This window comes from Porticoccus hydrocarbonoclasticus MCTG13d, from assembly GCF_000744735.1.
In the GTDB taxonomy this organism is placed as follows: Bacteria; Pseudomonadota; Gammaproteobacteria; order Pseudomonadales; family Porticoccaceae; genus Porticoccus; species Porticoccus hydrocarbonoclasticus.
In genome coordinates this window covers 965,544-987,165 of sequence record NZ_JQMM01000001.1, presented here as the reverse complement: position 1 = coordinate 987,165, position 21,622 = coordinate 965,544, and the positions used below count along the sequence as shown (strand labels likewise).

General features: G+C 54.2%; 19 protein-coding genes and 1 pseudogene. 4 read left to right on the top strand and 16 right to left on the bottom strand.

Annotation, left to right across the window (positions count from 1 at the left end):
- Window positions 1-17 precede the first annotated feature (17 nt).
- The 5 genes from sbcB to U740_RS04700 form a co-directional block, all read right to left on the bottom strand.
- A complete protein-coding gene (gene sbcB / locus U740_RS04720) occupies window positions 18-1,436 on the bottom strand; it encodes an exodeoxyribonuclease I (protein WP_036861286.1) in 1,419 nt (472 codons plus the stop codon).
- Between the two features lie 91 nt (window positions 1,437-1,527).
- Complete coding sequence (locus U740_RS04715) at window positions 1,528-2,493, bottom strand: OmpA family protein (RefSeq protein WP_160172047.1); 966 nt, start codon at window positions 2,491-2,493, stop codon at window positions 1,528-1,530.
- A gap of 140 nt (window positions 2,494-2,633) precedes the next feature.
- Window positions 2,634-4,148 carry a fumarate hydratase gene (locus tag U740_RS04710; protein WP_036859348.1) on the bottom strand — a complete coding sequence of 505 codons (1,515 nt, stop codon included), beginning with the start codon at window positions 4,146-4,148 and terminating at the stop codon, window positions 2,634-2,636.
- A 49-nt stretch (window positions 4,149-4,197) separates the two neighbouring features.
- Complete coding sequence (locus U740_RS04705; RefSeq protein ID WP_036859346.1) at window positions 4,198-4,992, bottom strand: hypothetical protein; 795 nt, start codon at window positions 4,990-4,992, stop codon at window positions 4,198-4,200.
- A gap of 131 nt (window positions 4,993-5,123) precedes the next feature.
- Window positions 5,124-5,762: an antitermination protein NusG gene (locus tag U740_RS04700; RefSeq protein ID WP_036859344.1), complete on the bottom strand. Its 639-nt coding sequence runs from the start codon at window positions 5,760-5,762 to the stop codon at window positions 5,124-5,126.
- Between the two features lie 465 nt (window positions 5,763-6,227).
- Between U740_RS04700 and U740_RS04690 the strand changes: the two genes are divergently transcribed.
- Together U740_RS04690 and U740_RS12240 are read left to right on the top strand one after the other, a co-directional pair.
- A complete protein-coding gene (locus tag U740_RS04690; RefSeq protein WP_036859341.1) occupies window positions 6,228-6,809 on the top strand; it encodes a Fe-Mn family superoxide dismutase in 582 nt (193 codons plus the stop codon).
- 58 nt (window positions 6,810-6,867) lie between these two features.
- A pseudogene (locus tag U740_RS12240) lies at window positions 6,868-7,184 on the top strand (DDE-type integrase/transposase/recombinase); the annotation flags it as partial.
- 187 nt (window positions 7,185-7,371) lie between these two features.
- Here U740_RS12240 and U740_RS04680 read toward each other — a convergent pair.
- The 7 genes from U740_RS04680 to U740_RS04650 form a co-directional block, all read right to left on the bottom strand.
- Window positions 7,372-7,752, bottom strand: coding sequence for a rhodanese-like domain-containing protein (locus U740_RS04680; protein WP_036859339.1), 381 nt, complete (start codon window positions 7,750-7,752; stop codon window positions 7,372-7,374).
- A gap of 107 nt (window positions 7,753-7,859) precedes the next feature.
- Window positions 7,860-8,486, bottom strand: a complete 627-nt coding sequence (locus tag U740_RS04675; protein ID WP_036861283.1) for a peroxiredoxin — start codon at window positions 8,484-8,486, stop codon at window positions 7,860-7,862.
- Between the two features lie 211 nt (window positions 8,487-8,697).
- A complete protein-coding gene (locus U740_RS04670) occupies window positions 8,698-10,419 on the bottom strand; it encodes a SulP family inorganic anion transporter (protein WP_036859338.1) in 1,722 nt (573 codons plus the stop codon).
- 16 nt (window positions 10,420-10,435) lie between these two features.
- A complete protein-coding gene (locus U740_RS04665; protein ID WP_036859336.1) occupies window positions 10,436-12,109 on the bottom strand; it encodes a bifunctional protein tyrosine phosphatase family protein/NAD(P)/FAD-dependent oxidoreductase in 1,674 nt (557 codons plus the stop codon).
- A gap of 52 nt (window positions 12,110-12,161) precedes the next feature.
- Window positions 12,162-13,058, bottom strand: coding sequence for an MBL fold metallo-hydrolase (locus U740_RS04660; protein ID WP_051921204.1), 897 nt, complete (start codon window positions 13,056-13,058; stop codon window positions 12,162-12,164).
- Window positions 13,059-13,080: 22 nt separating this feature from the next.
- Window positions 13,081-14,079 (bottom strand): cytochrome d ubiquinol oxidase subunit II, encoded by a 999-nt coding sequence (locus U740_RS04655; protein WP_036859335.1) that lies wholly within the window; start codon window positions 14,077-14,079, stop codon window positions 13,081-13,083.
- A complete protein-coding gene (locus tag U740_RS04650; protein ID WP_407674729.1) occupies window positions 14,079-15,407 on the bottom strand; it encodes a cytochrome ubiquinol oxidase subunit I in 1,329 nt (442 codons plus the stop codon). The genes U740_RS04655 and U740_RS04650 overlap by 1 nt, the downstream gene beginning before the upstream one ends.
- Window positions 15,408-15,690: 283 nt before the next feature.
- On the opposite strand from U740_RS04650, the gene U740_RS04645 reads away from it, so the two are divergent.
- Entirely contained in the window at window positions 15,691-17,016 is a 1,326-nt protein-coding gene (locus tag U740_RS04645; RefSeq protein ID WP_200877042.1) for a sigma-54 interaction domain-containing protein, read from the top strand.
- Between the two features lie 205 nt (window positions 17,017-17,221).
- Here U740_RS04645 and groL read toward each other — a convergent pair whose 3' ends face one another.
- From groL to U740_RS04630, 3 genes are all read right to left on the bottom strand, one after another.
- The gene (groL, locus tag U740_RS04640; RefSeq protein ID WP_036859331.1) at window positions 17,222-18,874 is read right to left on the bottom strand and encodes a chaperonin GroEL; all 1,653 of its coding nucleotides are present in this window, start codon (window positions 18,872-18,874) and stop codon (window positions 17,222-17,224) included.
- A 53-nt stretch (window positions 18,875-18,927) separates the two neighbouring features.
- Window positions 18,928-19,221 carry a co-chaperone GroES gene (gene groES / locus U740_RS04635; protein ID WP_036859330.1) on the bottom strand — a complete coding sequence of 98 codons (294 nt, stop codon included), beginning with the start codon at window positions 19,219-19,221 and terminating at the stop codon, window positions 18,928-18,930.
- A gap of 134 nt (window positions 19,222-19,355) precedes the next feature.
- A complete protein-coding gene (locus U740_RS04630; RefSeq protein ID WP_036859327.1) occupies window positions 19,356-19,823 on the bottom strand; it encodes an FxsA family protein in 468 nt (155 codons plus the stop codon).
- 100 nt (window positions 19,824-19,923) lie between these two features.
- On the opposite strand from U740_RS04630, the gene U740_RS11990 reads away from it, so the two are divergent.
- Window positions 19,924-20,232 (top strand): MGMT family protein, encoded by a 309-nt coding sequence (locus tag U740_RS11990; RefSeq protein WP_081890951.1) that lies wholly within the window; start codon window positions 19,924-19,926, stop codon window positions 20,230-20,232.
- Here U740_RS11990 and U740_RS04625 read toward each other — a convergent pair.
- Window positions 20,190-21,569 (bottom strand): AmpG family muropeptide MFS transporter, encoded by a 1,380-nt coding sequence (locus tag U740_RS04625; RefSeq protein WP_051921203.1) that lies wholly within the window; start codon window positions 21,567-21,569, stop codon window positions 20,190-20,192. The genes U740_RS11990 and U740_RS04625 overlap by 43 nt on opposite strands.
- Window positions 21,570-21,622: the final 53 nt, after the last annotated feature.

The following is a 21,622-nucleotide window of genomic DNA, read 5'->3' as shown; positions in this document are numbered from 1 at the left end:
AACCAGCTGCCCACCCACTATAAAATTTGCTCGCCCCACTCTTGCAGAGCGTAGAGAATAGTTCTGTCCCGTTCGGACAAATCTTCCCTGTCGTGCAACGCTTCTATCTGCGCGTAAAAATCGTTCAGCGAGAGATAGCCGCCCCTGCCATTGGTCAACTGTTGAAAGCGGCACTCCTGCCAACAGTTTTGCTCTTCATCAGTGAGAGTGTCGGGGAAATTTTTCGCTCGATACAGGAACAACAAGTCACGATAGCGCCGATCCTGAAAATGTATGGTATCACTGGCCAGTTCGCTGGGACTGGCAGATCTCACCACCGGAAAAAGTGCCTTGTCGGCCTCACTGGCGAAACCCTCATAGAGGGCCTGTTCAGCATTGTCACAGGGCTCATATTGCTGGCTTGAAAAAACCGCTGCCAACTTGGCGGTCAAATCCTGTTCAAGCAGCAGCCGCCATTGTCTTTCGCATCTCGCAAGATCGATACCCAGCCGATGCGCAGCCGCAGCATCCATCAACCGCGGCGTTGCCACGACCGGACAACGGTTCAACTGCACCCCTTTCAAGGGTATCCGGGCCACCCCCTCGGGCAATGCATCCGTGCGCGTGAAGAGTCGTTCACTGATCTGCTCCGGGGAAAGTTCCATCAGCGCGCGAGCATCTCCCATCAGGTTAAAACAGATGATGGCATTCTTGTTCACTGGATGTCGGGCGAGGGGCATCATAAGCGCCGTATAGCCATTTTCCCTGGGTAGCTTCCCGGAAACATGTAAGAAAGGTTTGCGGTGATTGAGATCAATCAGTTCAGCCACCTTGTGTTTCAGGCGGTGCTCATAAACATACTGGTACAGCTGTGGCTGTTTCTCCCGAACAACTCTTGCCATGGCTATGGTCGCCATAACATCCGACAGGGCATCATGGGCCGACTCATGGCTGATGCCATTGGCCAGAGTGAGTTGTTCCAGTTTAAAACAGGGAGAACCATCGTCGTAATCGGGCCACTCGATACCGTCGGGCCGCAGTGCTCTGGCAAGCCGGATCATATCGATAATATCCCAGCGGGAATTGCCCTGTTTCCATTCCCGCTGATAGGGGTCATAGAAATTCCGATAAAGTGTATAACGAGTCACTTCATCATCAAACCGGATACTGTTGTAACCAACACCACAGGTGCCGGGGACTGACAATTCACGGTGAATCTGCTCAATGAAAGTACGCTCTGGTACGCCTTTATCGAGAGCATCCTGAGGTGTAATGCCTGTCACCAGTGACGCCATGGGAGAAGGCAGACGATCCAGGGGTGGCCGACAATACAGTCGCAACGGCTCCCCGATAATCTCCAGTGATTCATTGGTGCGGATCCCGGCAAACTGTGAAGGACAATCGCGGGCGGGATCAATGCCAAAGGTTTCGTAATCGTGCCAGTAAAGTGTGTTCACACCAATGTCCGCCGCCCCCACATAGTCTTCAACGAAAAACGGCGTCCGAGGACGCCGTTAGTTTCGTGCAATAAACCGTATCAATCCCGGCTTATTTAACCACTTCGGTGTAAGTCATTTCACCGACCACACGACGGTTCCGGGCACGCCCTTCGTCGGTGTTGTTATCGGCAATCGGACGGGTTTCACCGTAGCCGCTAGTGGTAATGCGGTTTGCAGCAATGCCGTAATCTTCAACGATTTTTGCTTTAACCGCTGCAGCGCGGTCTTCTGACAAGGTCTGGTTGTACTCGTCAGGGCCGCGTGAGTCAGTATGACCTTCGAGTTCCAGAGTAATGTCATCGTGCACTTTCATCGCACTGGCCACTGCCTGCAGTTCATCACCGTAGATGGCACGAACGATTGCCTTGTCAAATTCAAATTCAACGTTCAGACGAATCGTGATGGTGCGTTTTTCGGGCTCTGGTGCCGGCGGTTCTGGCTGAGGGGCCGGGGCAGGCTCGGCAACAACCGGGGCAATCGGCTTGTTGAAGTAGTAATTTACAGCAAAGTTGACGGAAGCATCGTTAACGCCCTGGAAACCGCCTTCGCGCACCTTGCTATGCAAACGTGCATCCCCACGAAATTCCCATTGCTCGGCAATCATTTTGGAGAGGCCGAGACCAACTTGCAGCTGATGGGTATATTTTTCTTCGGACTGCAGGTTATTTTCATTGCTGCCACTGCGATCATAGTAGCTTGCACCTGCCAGCATGTAAGGACGCCAGCCACCATTGTCTTCACCAAACCAGTAGTAGGCGTTGATCTGTGAAACTTCGAGATCCGCATCAGCGATATCGTGACCGTAGCTCGCTTCAATAGCCCAGTCATTTGAAAAACGGTAACCAAGGTTCAGACCCAAAACACCCGATTCATCATGTCCGCTGATAACACGCTCACTATCCAGATAGTAGTAACCGAGTGACGGACCCAAATATAAACCTTCCGGTGTCTGCGCTGTCGCTGACACAGATACGGCTAAAAGTAATGTACCCATTACAGCTGAAATCTTCTTCATCATATCCACCATAAATTCCAATTTAATAAAACTAGGCTCCTCGCCTTGTTACAACAGTAACTGTGTTGAGTTTACTACATCTCCGGTTTTTTTTCCTGTTATGACGCTCTTTTTACAGAAAAGATTGTCTAATCAACCGGTCAAATTACCAACGCGCGCTCTTCGATACGGGCCTGCCAGATCTTTGGACCAGTCTGGTGAACCGACTCGCCTTTCGAGTCCACCGCCACAGTCACCGGCATATCGACAATCTCGAATTCGTAGATCGCCTCCATGCCGAGATCTTCAAACGCCACCACCTTCGCACCGGTAATCGCTTTGGACACAAGGTAGGCGGAACCGCCCACCGCCATCAGATAAACGGCCTCATTATCGCGGATCGCTTCAATCGCCACCGGCCCGCGCTCGGCTTTGCCGATCATACCGATCAGCCCGGTCTGCTCCAGCATGGTACGGGTAAATTTATCCATCCGGGTTGCGGTGGTTGGACCGGCGGGACCCACCACTTCATCCCTGACAGGGTCCACAGGACCCACGTAATAGATAAACCGACCCGTCATATCCACCGGCAGTTTTTCGCCGTTGGCCAGCATGTCCACCATTCGTTTATGGGCGGCATCGCGCCCGGTCAGCATTTTGCCGGACAACAGAAGAGTTTCACCGGTTTTCCAGGCCTTGATATCCTCCCGGGTGACGGTATCCAGATTGACCCGACGCACACTGTCGCCGACCTCCCAGGCAATGTCCGGCCAATCATTGAGATCCGGTGCCGTCTGATAGGCTGGCCCGGAGCCGTCCAGCGTGAAATGGGTATGGCGTGTGGCAGCACAATTGGGAATCAACGCCACCGCCTTGTTGGCTGCGTGGGCGGGAAAATCCTTGACCTTGATATCCAGCACAGTAGTCAGACCGCCCAATCCCTGCGCGCCGATGCCCAGGTTATTCACCTTCTCAAACAACTCCAGACGCAGCTCTTCCGCGCGACAGGATGCGCCACGGGCTCGCAATTCCTGAATATCGATTGGCTCCATCAGTGACTCTTTCGCCAACAGCATGGCTTTTTCGGCGGTGCCACCAATGCCGATACCGAGCATCCCCGGCGGACACCAACCGGCTCCCATTTTCGGCACCTGTTCCAGCACCCACTCGACCACGGAGTCGGAGGGATTGAGCATGGCAAACTTGGATTTCGCCTCGGAGCCGCCGCCTTTGGCCGCCACGTCGATCTCGACGGTATCGCCGGGCACAATTTCGTAATTGATCACCGCCGGAGTGTTATCACCGGTGTTCTTGCGGGCGCCGTCCGGGTCTGCCAGTACAGAGGCCCGCAACACGTTATCCGGGTGTTTGTACGCGCGGCGCACCCCTTCGTTGATCATATCGGTGACACTCAGATCACCCTCCCACTGGACGTTCATCCCGACCTTGACGAACACGTTGACGATGCCGGTGTCCTGACAGATCGGACGGTGGCCCATGGCGCACATGCGGGAATTGATCAGAATCTGGGCCATGGCGTCCTTCGCCGCCTGGGATTCCTCACGCTCATAGGCCTCATTTACCGCCTGGATAAAATCCACCGGGTGGTAGTAAGAAATAAATTGCAGCGCATCGGCCACACTATCAATCAGATCGTCTTGTCGAATTACAGTCATGTCACTCTCTCAAGGGTAATCTATCCGAAATAATTTCAGTTCCTGGCGATCAGCCTGGGGGGGCGCCCAACTGCTGTTTGATCAACTGCAGATCGCGATTGACCTGAAGCCGGTAGGCATCAATTGCACGAATTGCCTCTTCATTTGCCGCAGTCCGGGCATTGGAATCCTTGGCCGTTTTATCGACCGCATTGAGACGTGCAGTAATATCCTGCAACTGACTCGCCAAATCGTTCACCTCCAGCTTGGCTGCCATGGCAGAACTCGCTGCGGTTTCCACCGACTGGCCGGCCTTGTCAACTTTACTGGCAAGCGCGGCTATCTCCTTTTTGCGGGCCCCAGCAGAGGCCTGCAAACCGTTAATGGCCTTATTCTGCGCAGCAAGGGTTGCGCCCTGGGATTCGATAGTTTTGCTGTTTGTATCAATAGTTTTACGATTTGTATCGTAAGAAACACCCCACAATTTACGAATTTCCGACCAGTGCTTATCCAGTGCCTCAGTGTGTTCGCGTATTTTCATACCCAGGGTAGCGCCAGACTGATTGAGCGATTCATCCGTGGATACGATCTTGGCTTCCAGCTCGTCAAAGCGGGACTGCAATTGCGCCAGGCGAGCTTTCTCCTGAACCAGCATATAGCCCATTCCTGCAAGACCCAGCAACAACACCAGCACCAAAAGCTTCCAGACTCCGCCGATTGATCCACCACCGTGCGAATCAGACGGTGGCGGCCGTTTCGCTGCTCGCCTGCGGCCGTCATCAACCGAACCACCCGAGGATCGACCAATACGGTCATCACTTTCCGGAACGATTGGATCAAAACGCTTAAAATCCCTGTCTGTCATGATAGCGTTAACCTTTGGTTACAAAACATCGTTCAAGTATGGACACACCCGCCGAGCGGAGCGCGTTATTATATACGTCTCAAGCACAAAAAAACCGGCCCCAGGGCCGGCTTTTTTATGTCATGCAGTGCTTACAAATAGTAGAGGATACCAAACAGCACCACCGTCAGGCCGAGACTTGCATGAATAACGCCTTTCACTGATGCCATGGGGCCTTGTTTACCCATCAGCGCATTTACTTCGAGCGCAGCAATGATCACGATGCAGACAATCAGGTCGATCCCGCCAACACCAGTGCCGTAACCACTTCCACCCCACTGTGATGCGTGAGGGCTTGCCAGCATGCCAAATGCCATAGGTCCGGAAAACAGGACATTCGTACGCGACGCCAGCAAGGCCTTGGCACCAGCTGCGGGTCCATCACCCTCCTTCATGCCCAAGGCGACTTGCTGATTTGGCCAGATAATCAGCCAGACGTTCAGAAACATCAACGTACCCATAAGGGCCGCGATGACAATGGAGTTATTGAATTGGTTGTTGTGGGATAGGCCACCCAGTAATAAAACACCGGTTATAAACGTGAACATGGCGCCCCAGCGGAACCACCACAGGGCGTTGGGTGCAAGCTTGGCTTTGGCATCGGCCAGCGCTTCTGGGGTAGCCTGCTTGAAATAGCCACCCTGCACAAAATTGAAGTAGTACAACATGCCAATCCAGGTAATACCGAACAGCAGATGCCCCCAGCGGATGAGGAAGTTAATGAATTCCATGTGAATCTCCTTACAGACAGCGAATGATTGTTATATTTGGTTTTTTTTCATTAAAGCATTTGAGCACTTGTTGGGCTATGGATAAATCCCCCGACGCCGTAATTATAGCAACCGGAATCACCCACCATGTCTATTTAATTCTGTCACAAAATGCCATGAAGATAAAAAAGCCCCCGCCAATCCTGGCTTTTGCCCTGAAGCAGGGCACGGTAAATCCTGTCCTGGCCAGGCTTTTCCATCCAATGTTTGCTATACTAACCCGTCCAATGGGCGCCAACTTTTCTCGGCAGACTCTTGGAAGGTTTTCCGGATAACCTGGTGGCATCGACTACCGGGCTGTCCATTCGCAATACTTCCCCGCTCCGACCGCGTCCACCTGGAATAAATCTTTCCGCCAAACGGATGCCTGTTGTTGTAACAACACATCCAAGGCGCCTTTATCGTTGTAACCAAAGGATGACCATCATGGCTTTTACATTACCTGAACTTCCCTACGCGATGGATGCACTCGCCCCACAGATCTCCCGGGAAACTCTGGAGTACCATTACGGCAAGCACCACAAAACCTACGTCGACAAGCTGAACGGCCTGGTTCCCGGTACTGAGTTCGAAGGCAAAAGCCTTGAAGAAGTTGTGAAAACTGCCTCCGGAGGCACCTTTAACAACGCCGCTCAGATATGGAACCACACCTTCTACTGGAACTGCCTGAGCCCCAATGGCGGCGGCGAACCCACCGGCCCGGTCGCCGATGCCATAAACAGCACCTTCGACTCTTTCGACAAGTTCAAGGAAGCCTTCAACACCAGCGCCGCCAACAACTTTGGCTCCGGCTGGACCTGGCTGGTGAAAAAGGCCGATGGCAGTGTGGCTATCGTCAACACCAGTAACGCCGGCACCCCGCTGACCGATGACAGCGTCACCCCGCTGCTCACAGTGGATGTCTGGGAACACGCCTATTATATCGATTACCGCAATTCCCGCCCCAACTACCTGGAAGCTTTCTGGAAGTTGGTGAACTGGCAGTTCGTCAACAGCAACTTTGCCTGAGCAATTTGCTGTATCCAATAAAAAGGCTTCCAAACGGGAGCCTTTTTATTGGGGGTGACAGAACCATCTAGAGCGCAACTTCACTGCGCCGAAACCCGGTAAGTCACTGATATAATTGGGGTATCTATTAGCGAAGGCAAGCTCTATTTGTGTGTGATTATCGACCTGTTCAGCAAGTTAGTTGTCGGCTGGATTATGCATTACCGACAGGATCGGCAGATGGTGATGCCTGCTGTTGAGATGGCTATCTGACAGAGGCAAGTTGAGACTTCACCGATCCTTCACTCAGATCGGGGCAGCCAGTTCCTCTGTGGCAATTATCAGCGGCCTCTCAAACAGAACGGGATAAACTGCTCCATGAGCGCTGTTTTTCATTGGTCAGTTTGTCATCACTGCCTACCATTGGATTCCGTCTGCCCATAAAGTGAGAGGGGAGGGAGGGGTTACTCCGGCGATAAAGAGCAACAGCGTCCTAACTTTAAAAATGCGGATCAGGGTTGGAGTTACGGTGATCCTCCAGCTGTCGGGCATATTACTACCAAGCGTAAAATGGCTACAATCATCAGTCGAAATCGAGTTTGCTAGGAACTGCGATGGGTTTGTCTGCCGCTGCCCAAGCATCCATACCGCCAGCAATGGTTTTAACCTGAATGTAACCCATCTCCTTCAGGCTTTTTGCTGCCAGAGCGCCCCGACCGTTAGTTTTGCAGTAAAGCACAATACCCATTTCCCTGTTTTCGAATTCCGGCACTGACGAGAGTCTGAATTCCAGAATACCGCGGGGGATATTCACCGCACCGTGAATGTGCCCCTGGTGGAACTCTTCAGGCTCCCGAATATCGATGACAATATCAGCATTTTTTATTTCTACTTCTGCCTCGTCGGTATTGATCTCGGTAATATGCTGTTTGGCTTCTAACACCAGATCGTGTGCAGTTTTCATAGGCTACTCCAACTAATGCTCCGAGTGGTCCCGAACCAGGAAGCGGTTGCCACGCCGACAACGGGCGCGGCGATTACTAAAAGCCGGCGTCGTACCGGCTCTGGATCCTACACCTTAGTCAGCCGCAGGTAGGGGCGCAGTTCATCCCAACCGTTGGGGAAGAGGTCTTTCGCCTTGTCGTTCGAAACACTCGGCGGGATGATCACCTTGTCACCTTTCTTCCAGTCTGCGGGAGTGGCGATACCTTTTTCATCCGATAGCTGCAGGGCATCGATAACCCGCAGTATCTCCGTGAAATTGCGACCCACGCTCATGGGATAAGTCATGGTGAGCCGGATTTTCTTGTCCGGATCGATGATGAAGACCGAACGCACTGCGGCAGTCTCGCTCTCCCCGGGATGGATCATGCTGTAGAGCTGGGCCACCTTGTGATCCTTGTCCGCTACGATGGGAAACTTGAGACTGGTATTCTGGGTATCATCCACATCCTTGATCCACTTCAGGTGCTCTTCCACGGTGTCGGTGGACAGGCCCAGCGGTTTGACGTTGCGGGCAGTGAATTCGGCATCCAGCTGTGCCGTTCGGCCCATCTCCGTGGTACAGACCGGGGTGAAATCCGCCGGGTGGCTAAAAAAGAACACCCAGGAATCACCGGCCCACTCGTGAAAGTCGATATCACCTGTGGTGGTGGCAATCTTAAAATTGGGGGCAGTATCGCCAAGACGTAAACTCATAATTGACTCCTTCTGATTAACAATTGTAATGACCGCGGAGTTCGGACATCCTCGCCCGCGATCAGTTTGGTAAATCTGTGCCATTACACAAATAGCACTTTTCCTCACTTCCGGCAAAAACACCGGAATCAACGGCAACAGTGACATCATCAACCCTGCTCAAGATGTCGTCAGTGCGCCACACTGGTGATCAACAGCCTCGCTACCGACATCAGGACGTCTCCCCGTCACCGGACAGCGCCTTCACTGACTGATAATGACTGAGGTAGACCTCACCGGAAAGGTGCTCGAGAAAGTCCGTACACTTCAGCAGATCCATGACCGGCCCCTTAACTTCCGACAGATGTAATTGAATGCCGGCTTCCCGCAAGCGGGTGTTGATCGCCTCCAGTGATTCCAGGGCACTCATGTCGATTTCATTGACTGCGGTACACTGGAGGATGACGTGCTTGAGCTCCCGACGCTGAGCAAGCAACTCGTAGACACGATCTTCCAGGTAATTCGCGTTGGCGAAGTACAGACTCTCGTCCACACGCAACGATAGAATGCGGGGATCGGTGATGACCTCGTGTCGACTGACATTGCGAAAGTGCTCGGTACCCGGCACCTGTCCCACTACAGCGATATGGGGCTTGGCCGTCTTGTACAGATGCATACCAATGGACGCGAGCACACCGCATAGAACGCCCAGCTCCACACCCAATATCAGAGTGACACCGATGGTGATTGCCACGGCGAGAAAATCTGACAGAGAGTAATTCCACGCACGTTTCAGGATCGCCAGATCTACCAGGGATAGGACCGCGACAATAATCGTTGCTGCCAATGTCGCTTTGGGCAGGAAAAACAGAAGGGGTGTGAGCAACAACGCCACCAGCGCGATGCCGACTGCTGTGAAGACACCGGCTGCCGGGGTGACAGCACCGGCGTCGAAATTAACTACTGAGCGGGAAAAGCCGCCCGTAACCGGCATACCTCCGGAAACCGCCGAAGCTACATTGGAAGCGCCCAGACCGATCAACTCCTGATTGGGAGAGATACGCTGGCGACGCTTGGCCGCCAGCGTATGGCCGACAGAGACTGATTCCACGAAACCGATAACCGACAGCAAAAGTGCGGAACCGGCCAGCTCACCCCAAAGCCCCAGTGAAAATGTGGGTATCGTCAAATCCGGCAGGCCCTTGGGTACTGCACCGACCAGAGCCACACCCTGCCCCTTCAGGTCCAGGGTATAGGCGGCCAGCGTGGTGACAATCACCAATAATACCGGCCCGGCCTTGGCAGCCATCCCGGCAGCCTCAGGGTTAAGCCCTGTGCGCACTAGAAGTGGCGCAAGTCCACTGCGCACCCAGAAGAGAAAGGCAACGGCTCCCACACCTACCACCATGGTGGATATGTTGGCATCACCCAGATGTTGACAAAGCGAGACCAACAAATCGAAGAGATTCTCCCCATGGGCTTCAATGCCGAGAATGTGGCGTACCTGACTGACCGCGATAATGATCCCGGACGCCGTTATAAAGCCCGCGATCACCGGGTGAGCCAGGAAGTTCGCCAGCATGCCGAGACGGAGAACCCCCATCAACAACAACATCATGCCCGACAAAAGAGCCAGCACAATGGCCGCCATCATGTACTCCGGCGAGCCTTGCTGAGCCACCTTGCCCGCGGCGGCGGCGGTGAGCAGCGATACCACTGCCACCGGCCCCACAGCAAGGGTACGGCTGGTGCCGAACGCGGCATAAGCAATCAACGGCAGGATACTGGCGTAAAGCCCCATTTCCGGCGGTAACCCCGCCAGCATGGCGTAGGCGAGCGACTGGGGAATGAGCATGATGGTCACGATCACCGCCGCAATCGTGTCGCTGATCAGCATCTTGCGATCGTATTGCCGCAACCACTCAACACAAGGAAACAGCTCTCTTACTGCCATCAGTGGTTAGTTCTTTTCATTCGTCACTGATCACGGGATTAGCCAGCCATTCCCTGCCACGCAGCATGCCCTTCCAGTAAAGCGGTGGCATGACCCTTTCCTTGAGCAACCAGGACAGGCGCGAAGGGCGGGTGCCATTGACCAACCAGCGCGGGAAACTGGGCAATAGTTTGCCGCCATAACCGAACTCTGCCAGCACCACTTTTCCGCGCTCCACCGTCAGAGGACAGGACCCGTAGCCATCGTAATGCGCCACACCTTTTATCAGCCCCATGTCTGACAGGACATTAGTAGCCACCACCGGTGCCTGCTTGCGGGCGGCCGCTGCCGTTTTGGCGTTGGGGGCGTTTATGACATCCCCCAATGACCAGATGTTGTCGTATTTTTTGTGGCGCAAGGTGGTCTGATCCACATCTACCCAACCGGCTTCATCCGCCAGTGGGCTAACCCGGATAAAGTCCGGCGCGGTTTGCGGCGGACAGACGTGAATCATATCGAAAGTGCGCTCGACCACCTCGGTATTGCCGTTGTCATCCGTGTGCTCGAACCACGCCTTCTGTGCCGGGCCGTCGATTTTAAACAGTCGATGCTGAAAATTGAGACTGGCGTTGTACTTTTTCACGTATTCCATCAGTGCCGGCACATACTCCTTGATACCGAACAGTACGGCACCGCTATTGTAGAACTCGACATCGATATCCCCGAGCACCCCTTGGCGATACCACCAGTCCGCCGACAGGTACATCGCTTTCTGGGGTGCGCCGGCGCATTTAATGGGCATGGGCGGCTGGGTGAATAGGGCCCGGCCGGAGGTCATATTTTTCACCAGTTCCCACGTATAGGGAGCCAGATCGAAACGGTAGTTGGAGGTGACGCCATTGCGGCCCAAGGTATCCGGCAGCCCTTCGATGGCATCCCAGTCCAGTTTTATACCGGGTGCCACTACTAGCCGTTTGTACTTCACGGCTCGGCAGCCTTCCAGAATCACCGCGTCGTTTTTCGGGTCGAAGGCCGCCACCGCCGCCTTGATCCACTCCACCCCCTTGGGAATGAGAGCGGCCATACGGCGTTCGGTTTTTTCCGGGCTGAACACGCCGGCACCAACGAAGGTCCAGCCGGGCTGATAATAATGAAGTTCAGCCGGATCGATGATGGCGATGGAAACGTTGCGGGATCGCTGCCGAATACTCGAGGCAGCGGCAATACCCGCAGCACCCCCTCCGACGATGACAATATCGTACTGACCGACGGGTTCGACGGCCCCCTCGACTCCCTGCCCGGCGATCCGTTGCACCACGCCACTCATATCGTATCCAGCATCCCGGGCCGATTTCAGAATCTGTTGCAGATCCGCCTGCCTGGCGCCTTCATTCAACGCCCAGAGTGTCGTCGAACGCATGCCGCTACGACAGTACGCATGCACAGGCTTCGGCATGGTCTGCATCAATTTGCCGAACTTGGCCGCGTCCTCGTCCAGCACCTTACCCGAGGTTACCGGCAGGTAGTACGTCTCCATACCTCTGGCCTGCGCCGCCTGCTCGATCTCCGAGAAGTTGGGCTGGTCGGCGCCTTCGCCATCGGGACGATTGCAAACGATGCTGCGAATACCGGCCTCCACCAGCGTGTCGATGTCCGCCGGACTCACTTGACCGGAAACGGAGTAGCTGTCATTGATTCGCTTAATTTCCATTAACTGCCTCTCTTATTGGATTGCAATGGTCACAATGCTGCCCGATTACTTATCACAGGACATTCAGCGGTATTTTCAGATAGACCGTGCCATTGTCCTCGGCCGGCGGCATATGTCCCGCGCGCATATTCACCTGCAGGGAAGGCAGTATCAGACGCGGCATGTCGAGTGTGGCGTCGCGCGCCTCCCGCATCTCGACGAAATCGTCCTCGGTCTTGCCGGTCCCCACATGGATGTTGTTGGCTTTCTGCTCTCCCACAGTGGTTGCAAATTCCACCTCGCGGCCGCCGGGCTGGTAGTCATGGCACATGAAAATCCGCACCTCGTCCGGCAGTGACAGTACGCGCATGATGGACTGGTAAAGCACGCGGGCGTCACCACCCGGAAAATCCGCCCTTGCGGTACCGGCATCCGGCATGAAAAGAGTGTCCCCCACAAACGCGGCATCGCCGATGAGATGGGTCATGCAGGCAGGCGTATGTCCCGGTGTGTGAATGGCATGACAGACGATATTGCCGATGGCGTATTGTTCTGCATCGGTAAACAGGTGATCAAACTGGGAGCCATCACGCTGGAATTCTGTACCGGCGTTGAAAATCTTGCCAAAGGTTTCCTGTACGGTAACTATTTTCGAGCCAATGCCGAGCTTACCGCCCAGTTTCTCCTGGATATAGGGCGAAGCGGATAAGTGATCGGCGTGTACATGGGTCTCGATGAGCCATTCCAACTCAAGCCCCTGCTTGCGGATGTAGTCGATAATCCTGTCGGCACCGTCCAGATTTAAGCGTCCAGCCGCATAATCGAGGTCCATTACCGAATCCACCACTGCACAGGCACGGGAAGTCGGGTCCTTCACCACATAGGAAAAGGTACTGGTCTGCTCATCGAAAAACGGCACAACTGCGGGTTTGTGCTCGAAATCTACTTCAAAGTCGATAGCCTGGTTCATGGTTTCGCTCCTCAATCTCATGCTAGTCATAGGACAATTCGGTCGCCTTGCCGCGAAAAACACGGTAGACGTAAATAGTGTAAAAAAGGATCGCGGGCAACGTGATAACAATGCCCACCAGAGTAAACAAAAGGGAACTGACAGAGGCCGAGGCCTCCCAAATCGTCATCTCACCAATGATGATATCGGGATAGATACTGTAGGCCAGTCCCAGTGATGCCATCAGGCAAATCAACACAATCGCAACGAAAATCACCCAGCTGTGACCTTCGCGGAGCCAGTTGTCTCGCCGCAGGAGCCATACGATGCCCGCGTAGAGCGCCAGGCAGGACACTGGAATCGGCAACAGTCCTATAAAATTCGGTAGCGTGAACCATTTAGCAGCGATAGCCCCGCTGGCAATGGGTGTGGCTACCGACACCGCCAGCAGACCCAGCCCGGTGGGTAACACCGACCAGCGTGCCCAACGCAACGCCTTGTCGAACAAGGCGCCTTCCGTTTTCATCAGCAACCAGGCCGACCCAAGCAGCAGATAGAACGCCGGCAAAGTCAGCCCGATCAACAGGGCAAACAGATGACTAGTCAGATCACCGCGCAGGCCAGTGACATAGGCGCCAAGCATCCAGCCCTGGGAAACCGCGGCAACCAATGACCCCAGGAAGAAGGCCCGGTTCCACAACTGCTTGCGATGGTCACCCGCCTTGACGCGCAGATCGAAAGCTACTCCGCGCAGGATTAAACCCATTAACATCAGAGTCACGGGGATGTAAAGCGCTGTCAGGATGGCACCGTGAGCCATGGGAAAAGCAATCAACAGCACGCCCACACCGAGTACGATCCAGGTTTCATTGGCATCCCAAAACGGACCTATGGACGCGATCATGATGTCTTTTTCCCGCTCGTCGGCGGCCGGTAAAAGCAGGCCTACCCCCAAGTCGTAACCATCCAGCACGACATAGATCAACAACGCCAACCCCATGATGGCGACATAGACAATTGGTAACCAGAATTCCATCACCATCAGTGCGCTCCCTCCGTGCCATGCTGCTGCGAAACGATTGGTTGTTTTTTTGTCGCCAGGGATGCCGCCGGTTTGCTAGCCAGATAACGTAAGGCACCGATATAGGCCATCAGGAGAAAGACATAGAGTGCGACATAGCCCAACAGCGTCCCCGTGAGCGTCGCGGAGGCGTGGTCCGCCACCACATCCGCGGTACGCAGCACGCCATCGACAATCCAAGGCTGACGGCCGATCTCGGTCACATACCAGCCGGCTACCACCGCAACCCAACCGGAAAAAGTCATCCACGACAGCGCCCGTAACAAGGCCGGACCTGGCACCCGGTCGCGCCAGACATGCCAGGCAGCCCACCAGCTAACCAACAGCATTAAACTGCCAACCGCCAGCATGACCCGGAAGGACCAGAACACCCAACCCACAGGGGGATGGTCGGCGAATTCGCTCAAGCCTCTCACCTCACCGTCCAGTTCGTGGGTCAAAATCCAGCTGGCGGCATAGGGGATCTTCAGTGCAAATCGTGTTTCCCGGCTCTCTTCATCGGGCAAACCGAAGACCGTAAAAGACGCGCCCCTTTCCGTCTCCCAAATCGCCTCCATGGCCGCGATTTTCGCCGGTTGATGCTCTAGCGTGTTCAGCCCGTGGAGATCCCCCACCAGTATCTGCACGGGCGCCAGCACCGCGGCGATGACAATACCGGTTTTCATGACGTTCCAGGTTGCCGGTCCATCGACCTTTTTTCTACGCCGCCAGGCACTGACCCCGGTGATCAAAAAGGCTGTGGTCAGAAACGACGCCAGCGTCATGTGAATAAACCGATAGGGAAACGACGGATTGAAAATAACTGCCCACCAGCTGTCCACCATTACCCGGCCGTTTTCCATGGAAAAACCAGATGGCGTTTGCATCCAGGAATTGAGACTGAGAATCCAGAAGGCAGACAGGAGGGTGCCGAAAGCCACGAGAAAAGAGGCGACCAGGTGCATGCGGTTTGATACCCGATCCTTGCCGAATAACATGATCCCGAGGAAAGAGGCTTCGAGAAAGAACGCAGTCAGTACCTCATAGCCCAGCAGAGGACCGGCGACATTGCCGGCGCGTTCCATAAAGCCGGGCCAGTTAGTGCCGAACTGGAAACTCATGGTGATTCCGGAAACCACACCCATGGCAAACGTCAGGGCAAAGACCTTCACCCAGAAATAATAGGCAAACTCCCAGGCTCTTTCGCCACTCAACGTAAAGCGGGCACGAAAGTAAAACAACACCCAGGCCAGGCCGATGGAAATACTGGGAAAAAGAATATGGAAAGTTATGTTGGCGGCGAACTGCATGCGCGCCAGAACAAAAGCATCAAATTCCAAAATGGACTCCTCCCAATTATGGTGAATGGAGATGCTGGCTCCACTGTGGGGTGGGGTGGACTGCATGTCGCGTTCCACTATGCCAGCAACTCTGATCTTGAGATTATTTTTGCAATCCTTATGCCAAGTGTTTACCAAACAACACTATATGCAGTAGCCAATTGTTTTACCTGAATTTTTTTAGAAATAAACTCAAGAGTGATAAAAGCAGTTGCCGCAGCCGACCCACCTTTGTCATTATTGGCAAACACGTTTGCCGGATTTGACAGCCATGCACTTGATCGCCAGCGACACCAATCAGGATGCCGCCCGCATACTCGACGGGTTTGAATGCCCAGCCATTTTGGTCACCAACGACTACCGGATCCTCGCCACCAACGAACGATACCTGGAGAGTTTCGGCGAGATCGAGCCCGGACGCCCCGCTCATTGTTTTGAGGTATCTCATGGCTACGACCGTCCCTGCGATCAGGCCGGCGAGACTTGCCCCTTGGCCACCTGCACAGACTCCCGACAAAAAGAGCGGGTTTTGCATATCCACAATACATCTCGGGGAAAGGAATATGTGGACGTGGAAATGCTACCCATCCTGGACGATGAGGGACGCCCCAAGTTTTTTGTAGAGTTATTAAAGCCGGTCAGCATCGCCAGCGCAGAATCCAGCACCAGGCAGATGGTGGGCCGCAGCCCCCCCTTCAACCACATGGTAGATATGATCAACCTGGTTGCAGCCAGGGACACCGCCGTGTTGCTGCTGGGCGAATCCGGGACAGGCAAGGAAATGGCCGCCAGCGCCATCCATCAAGCCAGCCCCAGGCACGATCGACCCCTAGTCACCGTAGAATGTGCCGGTCTTACGGAGACGCTGTTCGAAAGTGAACTGTTTGGTCACGTCAAGGGGGCGTTTACCGGCGCCATCTCCAGGAAAGCCGGATTGATAGAAGCCGCCGAGGACGGCACGCTGTTTCTCGACGAAATCGGCGACGTACCACTGGGCATGCAGGTCAAGCTTTTGCGCTTGCTGGAAACAGGAACCTACCGTGCAGTGGGCAACACAGAAATCAAGCGCGCCCGATTTCGACTGATCTGCGCCACCCACAAGAATCTGCCGGCACTGATTGAGCGCGGCGAGTTCCGCGAAGATCTCTATTACCGCATCAATGTCTTCCCCATTGAGCTACCACCACTGCGCAAGCGGTACGAAGACATCGCTTTGATCGCCAAATCCGTTCTCGAGAAAATCAGTGGCGGCGACAAGCTCCATATCAGCAATTCCGCCGTCAAGCTCCTGCAACAACAGTCCTTTCCGGGCAACGTCCGTGAGTTGCGCAACCTAATGGAGCGCGCGCTAATCTTCAAGCAATCCAATGTCATTGATGACTCGGTGATTATCAGGTGCTTGAACGACTTACCGCAAATTCCGCAACCTCGCATCGAGCAACAGGACATTGATCTCAAGACACTGGAATACAATTACCTGCTGACATTAATGTCAACGCACCAGGGGGACAAGAGCAAGGTGGCAAAGATCGCCGGCATCAGTGTACGTTCGCTGTATCGCAAACTCGCCGAGGGGTAACAGACTTCTACAAATAAGAACACCTCTCGCGAAGACGCGAAGGCCACTAAGTGGACAGATGCATCATTTTCTCTAACCAACCTGCCCCCAATCAATATCCCAGTAATTGATGGGTTATCATGAAATGCTACACCAAGCTAAAAAAGGCCTGCAAACACTCGGTTTGCAGGCCTTTTTGAGGTTTATTGAGAGTATGCTTGGACGTTTACATCATGCCGCCCATACCACCCATACCACCCATACCACCCATATCGGGCATGCCACCACCAGCATTGTTCTCCTGAGGTGCCTCTGCCACCATGGCTTCGGTGGTCACCATCAAACCGGCAATCGAACCTGCCGCCTGCAACGCTGTACGGGTCACCTTGGCGGGGTCGAGAATACCCATGGCAATCATGTCACCGTATTCACCTGTTCCGGCGTTGTAACCGTAGTTGCCTTTACCTTGCTTGACCTTGGCCACTACCACGGAGGCTTCCTCACCGGCGTTGGTAACGATCTGGCGAAGTGGGCTTTCCATAGCACGACGGGCAAGACTGATTCCGGCATCCTGGTCGTGGTTTTCACCTTTCAGCGACTCAATCGCCTGAAGCGCACGAATCAGGGCAACACCACCGCCAGGCACAACACCTTCCTCTACTGCAGCACGGGTGGCGTGCAACGCATCTTCCACACGGGCTTTCTTCTCCTTCATCTCCGTTTCAGTGGCAGCACCGACCTTGATCACTGCAACACCGCCAGCCAGCTTGGCAACTCGCTCCTGCAGCTTTTCACGGTCGTAGTCCGAGGAAGTATCTTCGATCTGGGCACGAATCTGATTGACTCGACCCTGAATGGCACCGTGATCTCCAGAACCGTCCACAATAGTGGTATTTTCCTTGGTCATGGCCACGCGCTTGGCAGTACCCAGGTGATCCAGCGTCGCTGACTCCAGGTCCAGACCCACTTCTTCAGAAATCACCGTACCACCGGTGAGGACAGCAATATCCTCCAGCATGGCTTTGCGACGATCACCAAATCCCGGTGCTTTACAGGTGGCGACCTTGACGATACCACGCAGATTGTTAACCACCAGCGTAGCCAGTGCTTCACCTTCTACATCTTCCGCGATAATAATCAGTGGCTTGCCGGCTTTGGCAACGTTCTCCAGCAGCGGCAACAACTCGCGAATATTGGAAATTTTCTTATCAACCAACAAAATGAAGGCATCGTCGTGTTCGACACTCATGCTTTCCTGATTATTGATAAAGTAAGGCGACAGGTAACCGCGATCAAACTGCATACCTTCCACGATATCCAGCTCATTCTCCAGACCAGTACCCTCTTCTACCGTGATGACACCTTCCTTGCCAACCTTGTCCATCGCCTCGGCGATGACATCGCCGATGTGGGCATCACTGTTGGCAGAAATCGTACCGACCTGGGCAATTTCCTTGTTGTTCGTGCAGGGCTTTGCCAGTTTCGCAATTTCTGCCACAGCGGCAATCACGGCTTTGTCGATACCGCGCTTCAGGTCCATCGGGTTCATACCCGCAGCAACGGACTTCAAGCCTTCATTAACGATAGCCTGAGCCAGCACAGTAGCTGTGGTCGTACCATCACCCGCATCATCAGATGCTCTGGAGGCGACTTCCTTCACCATTTGCGCACCCATGTTCTGGAACTTGTCCTTCAGCTGGATTTCCTTGGCCACAGAAACACCATCTTTGGTGACGGTGGGCGCACCAAAAGATTTCTCCAGAACCACATTGCGGCCCTTTGGCCCTAGGGTAACCTTTACAGCGTCCGCCAGAATATTGATACCTGTTAGCATCGGGTGGCGCGCATCATCTCCAAACTTTACGTCTTTGACTGACATAATTAACCTTCCTTAAAGAATCGTGCTAATGAGATTTACTGAGCAACAAGGCATCATCCAGTGATAACGGCCTTGATGTCGCTTTCAGACAGAATAACCAGTTCCTGACCGTCAATTTCAATGGTGTCGCTACCGGCATATTTACCGAACACCACTTTGTCACCGACCTTGACGTCAACCGGGCGAACTTCACCGCTATCCAGTACTCGCCCAATACCTACGGCGACCACCTCGCCTTCATTGGGTTTTTCCTTGGCGGAGCCAGGTAACAGGATGCCACCGGCTGTTTTTTCTTCTTCTTCCTTGCGACGAATAACGACACGGTCGTGTAAGGGACGAATTTTCATTGTGTTTCTCTCCAACTTTTAACGTTCTACCCTATTAATAAGAACAGAGTCCGGATGTAACCGAGCTGTGCACTATGTGGAGGCACCTGAAGGTATTTCAAGGGCCCTAAAAAAATATTTCGTGCGTTCAACCTTTATTTTTCATTATCCTGGTCCCGCCAGAACTCCCCCTCAAGGGTTTTGCCCTCGCCTTTTTGGGGAGCCTCATCGGCGGAGAAAGGGTCACTACCACGCGGCGCCTGATAGCGGGCTACCACCAGGTTTTTCACAAACTTGGAGACCAGCCATAACCGCACCGGAGGAATCAAACCGGCAAACCCCAGCACATCGGTCGCAAAACCCGGCGTCAGGAGCAATGCCCCACACACAGCCAGCACGATGGCTTCCGCCATCTCCATGGCCGGCAACTCTCCGATATCCATTTTCTGTCGCGCCCTGAACAGGGTTGCAAAACCCTGTGCCCGCAACAGAGCCACTCCCACAACAGCGGTGAGCAATACCAGGCCAATGGTTGGCAGAGCCCCAATCTGTCGCCCGACAGTAATCAGCAACCACATCTCCACGACCGGCATCACGATAAAAAGCAGCAACAGATATCTCAAAGCCGTTCTCCTGAACCCATAGCCAACGAAATGGGGGCAGTCGCCACCAAATTCAAGGCAATCAGTGGACGAACGGAAGAAAATATTTCTATCATTCACTATGAAATACGATGACCAACTACGTATCTACAGTGTGCTTAATGCCATTCCCAGGGGGCTCGTCACCAGCTACGGTTGCGTGGCCACACTCGCACAACTCCCCCGGGGCGCCAGGCAGGTGGGCAAACTCCTCAGTCAGCTTCCCGCAGAGACAACATTGCCCTGGCATCGGGTACTCAGAGCCGATGGCGCAATTGCCTTTCCGGAGAATAGCTCGTCATATCGTCGTCAGAGGCAACAACTTGAAAACGAGGGCGTAACCGTAACTCAGGGCAGAGTGGATTTATCCGAGTTTGGCTGGAGAGGCTGACCGGCAACCAGCGCGTGTCGCCACAACAACCAGGAGAGCAATACGGCGGGCAATCCCATCAGAGCCGCATAGGTAAAAAACAGCTCATAACTACTGGCATCGACAATCACACCGGAAAATCCGCTGAAAAATTTTCCCGGTAACGTCATCAACGAACTGAATAACGCATACTGGGTTGCCGTATAGGCCCGATTGGTCAGGCTGGACAGATAGGCGATAAAAGCGGCATTGGCAAAACCACCACTCAAATTATCGCCACTTATGGCCACCGCTAGCCAGGTCAGATCAGCGCCCATCAGAGCGAGCTTCACGAACAGCAGATTGGTCAGTGCTACCATCATCGCACCGGCAAAAAGGGGCCGGAATATACCATAACGCACCACCAGCAGCCCCCCCAGAAAGGAGCCGACCAGTGTCATCACAAAACCGTAGAGTTTGCCGATATTGGCGATATCCGTTTTGCTGAAACCGAGATCGAGATAAAACGGGTTAGCCATGATGCCCATGGTGATATCACTGAGCCGATAAAGGCCAATAAAAGACAGGATCAGAATGGCCCAGGTCCCGTTGCGTCGGAAAAACTCCACAAACGGTGCCACCACCGCTCCCAGAAACCAGCTTTCCAGCCTGAACCACCAACCGGGTCGATCCGCATGCAGTCGATGCTTCAAACCGGATTCAAGCTGCCGCGTTTCAGCTGGAACGGCCCGCTCGGGTTCACTGACCAGCAACACGGTTACCACGCCGACCAGCATCAGCAGCGCCATACACAAATACGCCGTACTCCAGCCCGACCAGTCGGCGAGATAAAAGGCACCGGCACCAGCCACCAGCATGGCGATCCGGTAACCAAAGATATACATGGCCGACATGGCGCCCTGATATTCATCAATAGCCGATTCGATCCGGAATGCATCGATGGCCACATCCTGGGTAGAGGCTGAAAAAGCCACCAGTAGCGAACAGATGGCCACACTGACCAGCGACACGGTCGGGTCGGTTAGCACCATCGCCACCAATCCCAACATCACCCCCATCTGACCGAGCAATATCCAGCTGCGCCGCTGACCCAGCAGCCGAGTCAACACCGGCAGCCTGAGGCGATCCACCACCGGCGCCCAGAGGACCTTGATGGAATAGGTGATGCCTATCCAACCAAAGAAACCGATCGTACTGCGGCTGATCCCTAGATCCCGGAGCCAGGCGGTCAGAGTCGAGAACACCAGCAACAGTGGCAAACCGGCGGCAAAGCCGAGAAACAGCATGGCAATGACCTGTGGTCTGGAGTAGACCCGTACCGCCTCACCCCAGCTTGCCGTACCATCCTTCAATGCCATAACGACGCCTCTCCAAACAGGGCAATACCCTAACAGATAATCCCGCAGATGCT